This is a genomic window from Serratia surfactantfaciens (assembly GCF_001642805.2).
Classification (GTDB): Bacteria; Pseudomonadota; Gammaproteobacteria; order Enterobacterales; family Enterobacteriaceae; genus Serratia; species Serratia surfactantfaciens.
Window position 1 is genome coordinate 1,042,407 of sequence record NZ_CP016948.1, and the last position, 12,101, is coordinate 1,054,507.

Sequence of the window (12,101 nt, forward strand, 5' to 3'; positions counted from 1 at the left end):
TTTGACAAAAAGTGTAGGGATAAACATGAACAAGGCATCCGTTGTATTTTCCGGCCTGCTGATGGCCGTTTCCGCCAGCGCCATGGCGGCTACCTCTGGCGATGATGCGGATATCAGCAAACAGCCGCTGGAAAAGGTCGCGCCTTACCCGAAAGCCGAGAAAGGCATGAACCGCCAGGTGATCTACCTGCCGAAGCAAGAGCACGAAGAGAACTATAAGGTCGAGCTGCTGATCGGCAAGACGCTGGAAGTGGACTGCAACCGCCATATGATTGGCGGCACCCTGGAGACCAAAACGTTGTCTGGCTGGGGCTACGACTACCTGGTGCTGGAGAAGCTGTCCGAGCCGGCCTCGACCATGATGGCCTGCCCGGATAACACCAAGACCAAGAAATTCATCGCCGCTAACCTGGGCGACGCCGCGATGCAGCGCTACAACAGCCGCCTGCCGATCGTGGTGTATGCGCCGAAAGACGCGGAAGTGAAATACCGCATCTGGAAAGCGGAAGACACCGTAAGCCAGGCCGAGCAGAAATAACCGCCGCCTGACGCCGCTCCGCTAACCATCCCCGGTTGGCGGAGCCTTTCTCCTCCCTGTCTCCTTATCATTCCCGCATCGTTGACACTCGACTGATTGCTTTCGGACGTGGCTTTTAGCCGCGACCTGACAACGAAATACGCAAGTGAATACCTCTTCACAAGGGCGCTGGAAGCACGCTGCTGCACGGATGGGAGAAGATGCGTGCGTATAGAAATAGAGCAAAGAAATCTTTACTGAATTGTGATAATTTTGCCCATACCCTATTTAGGAATGACACAGAAGATAAGGATATCCAATGCGTTATCGTTCGCTAACGCTCGACGAGTACCGTAACAACTGCACACCTGCCGAGTTGCACAATGATGGTGAGCCTGTGCCGACCACGGAACCCTACGAGTGGGCAGGCACCGTATGAAACTGATTCATTTCTCCTCTGAACACACGGCGCCGGAAAGCTTTTGCCGGATACTCAACCCGACAGCAGCGCGGCATGAGCTGGAACGGCATTATCTGTTCGGCGGCGCGGCCGGCATTTCGATAAGCAGCCGGTATCCGATTACCCGCAATACTCAATCCGGTATTGGCGTCACCGGTTATCGTGAGGATGCGGCGGTGAAGCGCAGCGTTCTCGATGATATCAACCGGGGCGGCTTGCTGGCGATTGATGAGGGAATGGGCGCCTGGACGCCGACGAAATATGCCTTTTACGTCGATGCGGAAGGCCGATTACAGCGCTATCCAGGCAGCTCTCTTCCCGCCTTTTATCCTACCGGGCGCGTGATAGCCCGCTATGAAGAAATGGTCAGCCGCTATGGCCACCGGGCAAAACCGACGGTCCTGCCGGCGAGGCAGAATACGACCCGCAATCCCCCGCTGCAACAAGCCATCGCGACCGCAGTGGCAACCGTTGCCGCCACGGTGCAGGCTATCCGTCCGATGACCAAGGCAGAACGCTGGCAAGAACGCCAGTATCTGATAGGGCGAGGCAACCGCAGCATTTATCTGGATGCGCGCATGGCGGCACAGCGCCTGGCGGAGAACAACGTTGCCGTCGAAAAGGCGAAACTGGCTGAGAATGTTTACAAGACCACTAACCCGCTCAAGGAGACGATCGATATCCCCGAAGGCTGGAAGGATATCAGTAACAATGATGGGGCGCTGGGTAAACTTGGTTTAAGCAAAGATATGCTCTATGACGATGAGGATACACCGGGCTTTCTGGCTCGGGTTTATCAGCCAGATGAGAGGGTCTTTGGTAAAGCGATGAATCCGACGGTAGTGTTCCGCGGATCGCGTGCGCCCGAGTTTCCGGAGGGAATAAGCAAGGCTGCCCAGAAAGCGTTATTGAACGGCGATTTGTCAGGGATTAAAAACCTGAGTGACTGGTCAAATAACGGCGCTCAGGGGTTGGGGTTTAATTCTGAATACTACAAACAAGCCGTTATAATTGGCGATAAAATTTCGAAAGTATCAAATATTGACGTTGCAGGTCATTCATTAGGCGGTGGCATGGCTTCTGCGACTTCCATGGCCAGCGGCAAACCGGCTTGGACGTTTAATGCAGCAGGCCTGAATGCGGGAACCGTCGAAAAATACGGTGGTTCGATAATAGGCAGCGCCGATAATATTCAGGCGTATCGCGTAAAAGGGGAGTTGTTGACCAAGCTGCAGGAAGTTGATTTGTGGGAGGATGCTAAAGACCTCAAATTTTATCCGCCTGCGGTGATGGCGAAAGAACGGCTGTCCATGTTGGCGCCTGACGCAGTGGGAGTAAAACACACGCTTCCCGGTGGAACAGGCTCACTGCTGGACAAGCACGGTATAGACCAGGCGATACAATGCATTGAAAATGAAAAAGACGATGACATTGCCACAATCAAGGGAAGAATATGAAAAAAATCATACTCATTATCACGATGGTAGTGTCTACGCTCATCATGCAGGGGTGCAAACAAGGTATGGATTTACAACCACAGGATTATTTTGAAGGGACGCAGCTAGACATCGCCAACATCATCTACGAGGGTGACAGGCAAAAGCTGGATAAGGTTTTACCGACGGTAAGTAAAGAAACGTTAAACCGGCCGGGCAAGGCGGAGATGACGTTGCTATTCTGGGCGATAAATAACGCTATCTTTGACAAGAACACGCCAGAGCGACTCAAGATCATTACGGATCTGGTCAAGGCGGGGGCAGACCCATTGCAGCCAAGGCCGGAAGGGAGAAGTAGTCCCGCTGAGTATGTTATGAAAGCAGATAAGGGAATCTGGATAAAATCTATGTTAGATGGAGGGCTATCTCCTAATGCAAAAGATAAAATTAACAATAAACCCATTATATTTAAAAGTATTCTCGCGAAGAATACAGAGACATTAGAGGTCATGTTGGATTATGGTGCGGATATAAATGTAAGGAATTCATTGGGTGATACGCTACTCATCGATGCTTTAGATTATCGCTCCTATGACCACGTCATTCTTCTATTAGAAAAAGGCGCCGATAGCGATATAAGAGGCAACTCGGGTTGGACGATGGGCAATCAACTGCAACGGCTGATTAATAGAAGTCAGGACGGCAGCGAGGCGAAAGCGTCTCTTGAGCGCATCAAAGACGAACTAATTAAGCGTGGTGGGAAATGGCCGCCTGCTCCTGTCAGTCAATAAGCCGTTCTCAGTATCCCAAGGGTGTAGAGGGATACTGATACGGTAATAAAGCAAAGTTGGTCCGTGGTTATGTTAAAAATGGAGATGGCATGAGGCACAGCGCTCTTATCATTATCATGTTGCTGTCGATGCTCATGATGCAGGGATGCGAACAAGGTAGGGATCTACAGCCACAAGATTATTTTGAAGGGACACAGTTGGCTATCGCAAAAGTTATCTACGAAGGCGAGAGACAGAAGCTGAATGCGATGTTACCGACGGTAAGCAAAGAGACGTTAAACCGGCCGGGCAAGGCGGAGATGACGTTGCTATTCTGGGCGATAAATAACGCTATCTTTGACAAGAACACGCCAGAGCGGCTCAAGATCATTACGGATCTGGTCAAGGCGGGAGCAGACCCACTGCAGCCAAGAGCTGAGGGGGGGAGTAGCCCAGCTGAATTTGTTATGAAGGCGAATAAAGGCGTATGGATACAAGCTATGTTAGAGGGCGGACTTTCTCCAAATGCCAGGGATAAGGTTCATAATCAGCCCATTATATTTGAAAGTTTTGATGCGGCGAACACCGAAACATTAAAGATGTTAATTGCATACCAAGTTGATGTTGACATCAAAGGCGCGATGAACAGAACGCCATTAATTAATGCGTTGTATAACAGTTGCCCAGATCACATTGAGGTTCTTTTGGCTCATGGGGCTAATCCGTTAGCCGAAGATGACTTTAATGACAGCTTCCTCTCTCTGATTTCTGCGGAGATAGATAAAGGGGATAAGAGCAATGCGTATATAAAAAAGCTAATTAAAATTAAAGAAAAAGTAAAACAGGTGAATTAGTTCGCCTCGGCTCTCATGGGGGACAATGCTGGTCTTCTTCCGGTGCAGTACCATGACGTGATGACATACAGGAAGATGACGGGATGAGCCACCAAAGAGCACCCAGCCGACAGCGACGAGAGCGCTGTTGTTAAGTACCGTTTGTGACGCCATCTCTTTGAACAGTGGCGAACCCACAAGCAGCGTTTCTATGTTGAAACTTGCACATTGATGGGGATGCTGGCGTAAGCGACACCCAGAGGCAGGATGCTTTATGTCTGACGACGAGGCAGCGACAGCAGGTATGTGGGCTGTTTCAGGCAACAAAAAACCCGATAATCTTGAACCTAAAAGGCGGGATTATCGGGCTCCACAAAATGGGGACATCAAAGAAAAGCAGTGGCACTAATTCAGACTGCGGCCCCAAACGAAAGTTCTGACCGGCGACAAAAAAATCAAAATATTTTTATCGCCGATCCATCTCTCCCGCTAATCGATCAGCCGAGTATGCCCGGCCATAGCACCACGATGAGTGAACCCGCCAGCGTTAACAGCACGTTAGCGATGGCGTAGGTGCCGGCGTAGCCCAACGCCGGGATGTTGCTGCGCGCGGTATCGCTGATAATTTCCATCGCCGGCGCGCAGGTGCGGGCACCCATGATGGCGCCAAACAGCAGGGCGCGGTTCATGCGCAGTACGTAGGCGCCGAACAAGAAGCAGATAATCACCGGCACCAGGCTGACGATCAGCCCGGCGATCAGCATCTGGCCGCCGACCGCGCCCAGGCTGTGGCCGATGCCCGCGCCGGCGCTCAGGCCCACGCCCGCCATAAACACCATCAGGCCGAACTCTTTCACCATGTTCAGCGCGCCCTGCGGAATGTAGCCGAAGGTCGGGTGGTTGGCGCGCAGGAAGCCGAGCATGATGCCGGACATCAGCAGGCCGGCGGCGTTGCCGATGCCGAACGAGAAGTTGCTGAACTGAATGGTGATCTGGCCGATCAGCAGGCCGATGATGAAGAAGGCGCAGAACGCCAGCAGGTCGGTCACCTGGCTGTGGATCGAGATAAAGCCAATCTTCTCCGCCACGCTCTTCACCCGGCGCGCGTCGCCGCTCACCTGCAGTACGTCGCCTTTGTTGAGCACGATGCTGTCGTCGATCGGCATTTCGATCTGGCTGCGGATCACGCGGTTGAGGAAGCAGCCGTGGTCGGTCAGCTTCAGCTGGCTCAGGCGCTTGTTCACCGCGTTGCTGTTCTTCACCACGATCTCTTCGGTGACGATGCGCATGTCGAGCAGATCGCGATCGAACACTTCCTTGCCGTTGCGGAAGCTCGGGTCCAGCCGCGCGTGGGCGTCCGGGTAGCCGACCAGCGAAATCTCATCGCCCACCTGCAGCACCGCGTCGCCGTCCGGGTTGGCCAGAATGCCGTTGCGGCGGATGCGTTCGATGTAGCAGCCGGTCTGGCGATAGATGCCCAGCTCGCGCAGGTTCTTGCCGTCGGCCCAGGCCACCAGCTCGGGGCCGACGCGGTAGGCGCGGATCACCGGCAGGTAGACCTTGCGTTGGCTGTCGGTGTCCAGGCCGCGCTCGCGGGCGATCTGTTGGGCGGAGGTGGACAGATCCTGGTGCTGCAGCTTCGGCAGATAACGCGCGCCGAAGATCAGGCTGACCAGACCGATCAGGTAGGTGAGGGCATAGCCGAGGCTCAGATGATCCTGCGCCGCCAGCAGCGCCGGGCCGTTGACGATGGTGTTGCGCAGCGTATCGCCGGCGCCCACCAGCACTGGGGTCGAGGTCATCGAGCCGGCCAACATGCCGGCGGTCAGGCCGATGTCCCAGTGGAACAGCTTGCCGAGACCGATGGCGATCACCATCGCCGAGCCGACCATCACCAGCGCCAGCATCAGGTAATTTTTACCGTCGCGGAAGAAAATCGAGAAAAAGTTGGGCCCGGCTTCCACGCCGACGCAGAAAATAAACAGCATGAAGCCGAGATTCAGCGCCTCGGTGTTAATGGCGAAGTGTTGCTGGCCGAGCAGCAGCGAAACCACCAAAACGCCAATGGAATTACCGAGTTGGACGGAGCCCAGACGGAGTTTACCGAGGCACAGCCCCAGTGCGAGTACCACGAACAGTAACAGAATGTAGTTACCGTTTAACAAACTAGCGACGTTTATGTTCACGGAGGATAACTTATTGTTTACCAGTAAGTGCTTGATATAGATAACTATAAGAGATAAATTCAGCCTTAAAACGACGTCATAAATCACCACCAGCGTAAGGCGAAGCGAACCATCGTTCGGCGGCGTTCATTCTAGACGCTATGACCGATGACAGCCAGCACAGAAAGCTGATTTCCTGCGCCGCCGTGCGCATTTAACTCTCTTTTGACCAAGGAAAAAATTCGGTTCAGCGTCACCGCACGGGTGACCGGACTGATTTCTATTGATGCAGTAATTGGGCGGGGGAGAATTCGCATGACGAGTTATAGATATTGGCTGGGCATTCTCAGCTGTTTTCTGTTGTTCAGCCTGGTGTTTCTCGGCCAGCAAACCGGCCTGTTCGGCAGCACGGATCATGAGCACCACGGCGAAACCGGCCTGCTGCTGTTCGTTATCCCCGGTGCGATCGCCAGCTATCTGTCGAGCCGCAAGCGGCTGCTTTGCCCGCTGCTGGGCGCGCTGTATGCATTGCCACTGTGCCTGGTGATCCGCCACTTCTGGCTGACGCCGTCCTCTTCGTTCTGGCAGGAGCTGGCTTACGCCACCAGCGCGGTGTTCTGGTGCGTGTTTGGCGCGATGCTGATGCTGTTCGCCCTCGGTCTGTTGCAGGCGCTGCAACAGCTGCACCGGCGGCAGCGGCAATAAAAAAAGGCGCGTTAAGCGCCTTTTTCGTCGTTCAAGAACTTACTGGAACAGGTTCAGGTGTTCTTTCGCGTAAGCTTCGAAATCAGTGCAACCGCCGATGTGCTTCTCATCCAGGAAGATCTGCGGCACGGTTTCAACCGGTTTGCCGACGGTTTTTTCCAGATCGGCCTTAGTGATGCCTTCCGCGTGGATGTCAACGTAACGGAAGTTGAAATCGTCGCGTTCTTCAGTCAGTTTTTCCGCCAGCTCTTTAGCGCGGACACAATAAGGACAGCCAGGACGCCCGAAGATTACTGCAAACATGCAACGCTCCTTAGATTGGATTTTCAATAAATTATTCGCGATCGCAACGACATCCCGTCACCGAAAAAGTCATTACCCGCATCAGATGGCGCCTACTATGCCCGTTGAAGCCATGAAAAAAAAGCAGGAATTACCTGTTAATCTGATTCATGTAACCAATTAGTCCACCGGGGCTGTCGCCGTTGACGGGAATTCACTACACTGGGGGCAGACCTTCTGGAGAAGAAAAATATGCGTTCATTCGGAGACTTACCGCGTCCGGTGCTGGTGTTGGAAGGGCTGGGCATCGTGATGTTGGTGCTGGCCTACCTCAGCATTCATGGCCACCTGCAGTTGCCGGGCTGGCTGGCGTCGCAGCAGGCGGTGGTCGGCATGATTTTCCTCGGCGTGGCGCTGATGGTGCCGGCGGCGGCGTTTCTGGTATGGCGCGTGGTGCAGGGCTTCGGGCCACTGATGCGCGGCGGCCTGCCGCCGGAAAACGATCGCCGCAGGCCGCATGATACGGACGCATCGAAAAAACATCAGGACAGCGATCCGCGCGCCTGAACGCCGCGGCCGCTAACCCGCCTGCGGGGCAGGCGTTGGCCTTTTTGGAGTGACGAGTGAAAATTGCCATTCTTTCTCGCGACGGAACGCTGTACTCATGCAAGCGGCTGCGTGAAGCGGCGGAAGATCGCGGGCACAGCATCGATATCATCGATCCGCTCTCCTGTTATATGAACATCAATCCGGCGGCGCCGACCATCCACTACCGCGGCCGCCAGCTGGAGCGCTATGACGCGGTGATCCCGCGCATCGGCTCCGCCATCACCTTTTACGGCACCGCAGTGCTGCGCCAGTTCGAGCTGCTCGGCAGCTATCCGTTAAACGAATCCGTAGCCATTACCCGTGCCCGCGACAAATTGCGCTCGCTGCAGTTGCTGGCGCGGCAGGGCATCGATCTGCCGATCACCGGCTTCGCCCATTCACCGGACGATACCGGCGATCTCATTGAGCTGGTCGGCGGTGCGCCGCTGGTGGTCAAGCTGGTGGAAGGCACGCAGGGCATCGGGGTGGTGCTGGCGGAAACCCGGCAGGCGGCGGAAAGCGTGATCGACGCCTTTCGCGGGCTGAATGCCCACATTCTGGTGCAGGAGTACGTGCGCGAGGCGCAGGGGCGAGACGTGCGCTGCCTGGTGGTAGGCGGCCGGGTGGTGGCCGCCATCGAGCGCCAGGCCAAGCCGGGCGAATTTCGTTCCAACCTGCACCGCGGCGGCACCGCGCGCAAAGTGACCATCACCGCCAGGGAGCGGGCGATCGCGGTCAAAGCGGCGAGCACGCTGGGGCTGGACGTCGCCGGGGTGGATATCCTGCGCGCCGAGCGCGGCCCGCTGGTGATGGAGGTCAATGCTTCACCGGGGCTGGAAGGGGTAGAAACCACCACTGGGCTGGACATCGCCGGCATGATGATCGACTACATCGAGCAGCGCGGTCGGCCGGGATTCCGCCTGAAATCGGGCGGTTGACGGGGTGGGCGGCGCGCTTTTCCCGCCGTGCAATATCTGAAATAGTGAATTAAGCCGCATTGATCGTGGCGTATCGGGTGAATATTCCGTAAGCTATGCGCCTTTTCACGTTTTGAATATTGTGAGGCTGGCTATATGGATTCACTCATTGTCCCCGATTTGGCGCTGTTGCGGCGCTGGCTGGATCAGTCGGGCATTTCTTTCTTTGAGTGCGATTCCTGCCAGGCGCTGCACCTGCCGCACATGCAGAACTTCGACGGCGTGTTCGACGCCAAGATTGATCTGGTGGACAACGTCATTCTGTTCTCCGCGTTGGCCGAGGTGAAGCCGACCGCGCTGATCCCGCTGGTGGCGGATCTGAGCCAGATCAACGCCAGTTCGCTCACTATCAAGGCGTTTGTCGACATTCAGGACGACAACCTGCCGAAGCTGATCGTCTGCCAGTCGCTGAGCGTGGCGGTCGGCGTCACCTACGAGCAGTTCACCCACTTCATGCAACAGGGCGAAGAGCAGGTCTCGATGGTGATCCTCGAAGCACGGGCGAACGATCTGCTGTTTATGGGGGACGAAGAAGAGATCCCCGCTGGCGCCGTACGCCAGCCAATGCTGCACTGATCCTCGCCGTACATTAAGCATGCCGCTGTTTCCGGCGGCATGCTGCCGTTATTTCCCTCCGCAATAAGATATTCTGCACTTTGGCCTTTGCCGCCCGATCTTTCTCGCCGTTTACGCCGCTAATGGCGTATCACATAGAGAAAAACTGCATAAAAAATCGATAAAAGGCGTTTTTTCCTCCAGGGGCTGGCGGGTTCAGGCCGCAGCGGCTATGCTGCTGATTCTGCTAAGGGCTTGCGATTTCCCTTGTGACCACGCGAGCAGGGCAGTGCAAAAAGGCGTATGCAATCATATGCATAGCCATTCAGTTCGCGGTTGCAACGATTGCGCTCAATCAGGAAAGGTTTTGTATCGCTGCAGATACAAGTTCAATTCTATGATTCACCCTGTTTTGGAGGAAGTTACGGATGGTCACCCAACGTAAAAAGTGGTTATCGGGTGTGGTTGCCGGCCTGCTGATGGCCGCGTCCGTCACGGCGTCAGCCGAAGAGAAAACGCTGCACGTGTATAACTGGTCCGACTATATCGCGCCGGATACCCTGGCCAAATTCCAAAAGGAAACCGGTATCAAGGTGGTGTACGACGTCTTTGACTCCAACGAAGTGTTGGAAGGCAAACTCATGGCGGGCAGCACCGGTTACGATTTGGTCGTCCCTTCATCCAACTTCCTCGAGCGTCAGTCGCAGGCCGGCATCTTCGAGCCGCTCGACAAGAGCAAGATCCCCAACTACAAAAATCTCGATCCCGAGATGCTGAAGCTGGTGGCGCATAACGACAAAGACAACAAATACGGTATTCCGTACATGATGGTGACCACCGGCATCGGCTATAACGTCGATAAGGTGAAAGCGGCGCTGGGCAAAGACGCGCCGGTCAACAGTTGGGATCTGATCTTCAAGCCGGAAAACCTCGAGAAGCTCAAGAGCTGCGGCGTTTCCTTCCTCGATGCGCCGAGCGAGGTCTACGCCACGGTGCTGCATTACCTGGGCAAGGATCCCAACAGCACCAACGCGGCGGACTACACCGGCGCGGCCAACGATCTGCTGCTGAAGCTGCGGCCTAACATTCGCTATTTCCACTCTTCGCAGTACATCAACGATCTGGCGAACGGCGACATCTGCGTGGCCATTGGCTGGTCCGGCGACGTGATGCAGGCGGCCAACCGTGCCAAAGAGGCGAAAAACGGCGTGAACGTCGCCTACGCAATCCCGAAAGAGGGCGCATTGACCTATTTTGACATGTTCGCCATGCCGGCGGACGCCAAGAATAAGGACGCCGCCTATCAGTTCCTGAACTTCCTGCTGAAGCCGGACGTGATGGCGGACATCAGCAACCATGTTTACTACGCCAACGCCGTGAAGGACGCGACGCCGCTGGTGAGCGCCGAAGTGCGCGATAACCCGAACGTCTATCCGCCGGCCGACATCCGCGCCAAGCTGTTCACGCTCAACGTGCAGTCGCCGAAGCTGGATCGTGTCATTACCCGCGCATGGACTAAAGTTAAAAGCGGGAAGTGATGATGGGGAATATCCCCTGAATATCGGTAAACCGGCAGGCGGGCACCCCCCGCCTGCATCGCCGTTTTGGGCCACGGCGCGCGCCGTGGTGTTGTAGCGCTTTACGCCGGAGAGCACCCCGATTGAACGACGCCATTCCTCGTCCTCAAACCAAGTCGCAGAAGGTTTTCACCCCTCTGCTGGAAATTCGTAACCTCACCAAAACGTTCGACGGGCAGAACGCGGTCGAAGACGTCAGCCTCACCATCTATAAAGGCGAGATCTTTGCGTTGCTCGGCCCGTCCGGCTGCGGCAAGTCCACCTTGCTGCGCATGCTGGCCGGCTTTGAGCAGCCGTCGGAAGGGCAGATCGTGCTCGACGGGCAGGACATGTCGCATGTGCCGCCGTACCAGCGGCCGATCAACATGATGTTCCAATCCTATGCGCTGTTCCCGCACATGACGGTGGAGCAGAACATCGCCTTCGGCCTGAAGCAGGACAAAATGCCGCGGGCGGAGATCGCCGAGCGGGTGGCGGAAATGCTGGCGCTGGTGCACATGCAAGAGTTCGCCAAACGCAAGCCGCACCAGCTTTCCGGCGGCCAGCGGCAGCGGGTGGCGCTGGCGCGCAGCCTGGCCAAGCGGCCGAAGCTGCTGTTGCTGGATGAGCCGATGGGCGCATTGGACAAGAAGCTGCGCGATCGCATGCAGCTGGAAGTGACCGACATTCTGGAGCGTGTCGGCGTAACCTGCGTGATGGTAACCCACGATCAGGAGGAGGCGATGACCATGGCGGGGCGCATCGCCATCATGAACCGCGGCAAGTTCGTGCAGATCGGTGAACCGGAAGAGATCTACGAGCATCCGAACAGCCGCTTCAGCGCCGAATTCATCGGCTCGGTCAACGTCTTCGACTGTGTGCTGCTGGAGCGCCACGACGACGCGCTGATCCTGCAAAGCCCCGGGTTGCGCCATGCGATCAAGGTCGATCCGGACGCTTCGGTGGTGGACGGCGTGCCGATCCAGGTGGCGCTGCGGCCGGAAAAGATCCTGCTGTGCGAACAGGTGCCGGAAGACGGCTGCAACTTCGCGGTGGGGGAAGTGGCGCACATTTCTTACCTGGGCGATCTGTCCATCTACCACGTGAAATTGCACAGCGGCCAGATCATCAGCGCCCAGCTGCAAAACGGCCACCGTTTTCGCAAAGGGATGCCTACCTGGGGCGATGAAGTGCGTTTGTGTTGGGAAACCGACAGCTGCGTAGTGTTGACGGTGTAGTGGAGCCGGTGAGGAGTAA

13 protein-coding genes are annotated in these 12,101 nt (G+C 56.0%); 11 read left to right on the forward strand and 2 right to left on the reverse strand.

The annotated features are described in order from the left end of the window. Positions 1 to 25 precede the first annotated feature (25 nt). The 5 genes from eco to ATE40_RS24985 all read left to right on the forward strand — a co-directional run bounded on the left by eco (position 26) and on the right by ATE40_RS24985 (position 4,425). A complete protein-coding gene (eco, locus tag ATE40_RS04950; RefSeq protein ID WP_004938683.1) occupies positions 26 to 538 on the forward strand; it encodes a serine protease inhibitor ecotin in 513 nt (170 codons plus the stop codon). Positions 539 to 952: 414 nt separating this feature from the next. Beyond that, positions 953 to 2,434 carry a Tle-like phospholipase domain-containing protein gene (locus ATE40_RS04955; protein WP_063919102.1) on the forward strand — a complete coding sequence of 494 codons (1,482 nt, stop codon included), beginning with the start codon at positions 953 to 955 and terminating at the stop codon, positions 2,432 to 2,434. Next, a complete protein-coding gene (locus ATE40_RS04960) occupies positions 2,431 to 3,204 on the forward strand; it encodes an ankyrin repeat domain-containing protein (RefSeq protein ID WP_063919103.1) in 774 nt (257 codons plus the stop codon). The genes ATE40_RS04955 and ATE40_RS04960 overlap by 4 nt, the downstream gene beginning before the upstream one ends. Before the next feature lie 89 nt (positions 3,205 to 3,293). Further along, positions 3,294 to 4,037, forward strand: a complete 744-nt coding sequence (locus ATE40_RS04965) for an ankyrin repeat domain-containing protein (RefSeq protein WP_063919104.1) — start codon at positions 3,294 to 3,296, stop codon at positions 4,035 to 4,037. A 253-nt stretch (positions 4,038 to 4,290) separates the two neighbouring features. Further along, entirely contained in the window at positions 4,291 to 4,425 is a 135-nt protein-coding gene (locus ATE40_RS24985) for a hypothetical protein (protein WP_258165302.1), read from the forward strand. Between the two features lie 88 nt (positions 4,426 to 4,513). On the opposite strand, the gene ATE40_RS04970 is transcribed toward ATE40_RS24985, so the two are convergent. After that, entirely contained in the window at positions 4,514 to 6,202 is a 1,689-nt protein-coding gene (locus ATE40_RS04970; protein WP_004938680.1) for an aspartate:alanine antiporter, read from the reverse strand. 294 nt (positions 6,203 to 6,496) lie between these two features. Between ATE40_RS04970 and ATE40_RS04975 the strand changes: the two genes are divergently transcribed. Further along, a complete protein-coding gene (locus ATE40_RS04975; RefSeq protein WP_063919105.1) occupies positions 6,497 to 6,886 on the forward strand; it encodes an inner membrane protein YbjM in 390 nt (129 codons plus the stop codon). A 39-nt stretch (positions 6,887 to 6,925) separates the two neighbouring features. Here the strand turns inward: ATE40_RS04975 and ATE40_RS04980 are convergent, their stop codons facing one another. Further along, positions 6,926 to 7,189 (reverse strand): GrxA family glutaredoxin, encoded by a 264-nt coding sequence (locus tag ATE40_RS04980; protein ID WP_004938676.1) that lies wholly within the window; start codon positions 7,187 to 7,189, stop codon positions 6,926 to 6,928. A gap of 231 nt (positions 7,190 to 7,420) precedes the next feature. Between ATE40_RS04980 and ATE40_RS04985 the strand changes: the two genes are divergently transcribed. The 5 genes from ATE40_RS04985 (at position 7,421) to potG (ending at position 12,082) form a co-directional block, all read left to right on the forward strand. Continuing rightward, on the forward strand, positions 7,421 to 7,735 hold the full coding sequence (locus ATE40_RS04985; protein WP_063919106.1) for a YbjC family protein: 315 nt from the start codon (positions 7,421 to 7,423) through the stop codon (positions 7,733 to 7,735). A 56-nt stretch (positions 7,736 to 7,791) separates the two neighbouring features. Continuing rightward, the gene (gene rimK, locus ATE40_RS04990; RefSeq protein ID WP_063919107.1) at positions 7,792 to 8,694 is read left to right on the forward strand and encodes a 30S ribosomal protein S6--L-glutamate ligase; all 903 of its coding nucleotides are present in this window, start codon (positions 7,792 to 7,794) and stop codon (positions 8,692 to 8,694) included. A 135-nt stretch (positions 8,695 to 8,829) separates the two neighbouring features. After that, positions 8,830 to 9,309 (forward strand): type III secretion system chaperone family protein, encoded by a 480-nt coding sequence (locus tag ATE40_RS04995; protein ID WP_019454584.1) that lies wholly within the window; start codon positions 8,830 to 8,832, stop codon positions 9,307 to 9,309. A 407-nt stretch (positions 9,310 to 9,716) separates the two neighbouring features. Continuing rightward, complete coding sequence (gene potF / locus ATE40_RS05000) at positions 9,717 to 10,826, forward strand: spermidine/putrescine ABC transporter substrate-binding protein PotF (protein WP_019454583.1); 1,110 nt, start codon at positions 9,717 to 9,719, stop codon at positions 10,824 to 10,826. Positions 10,827 to 10,948: 122 nt separating this feature from the next. Further along, the gene (gene potG, locus ATE40_RS05005) at positions 10,949 to 12,082 is read left to right on the forward strand and encodes a putrescine ABC transporter ATP-binding subunit PotG (RefSeq protein WP_063919108.1); all 1,134 of its coding nucleotides are present in this window, start codon (positions 10,949 to 10,951) and stop codon (positions 12,080 to 12,082) included. The last annotated feature ends 19 nt before the right edge of the window (positions 12,083 to 12,101 follow it).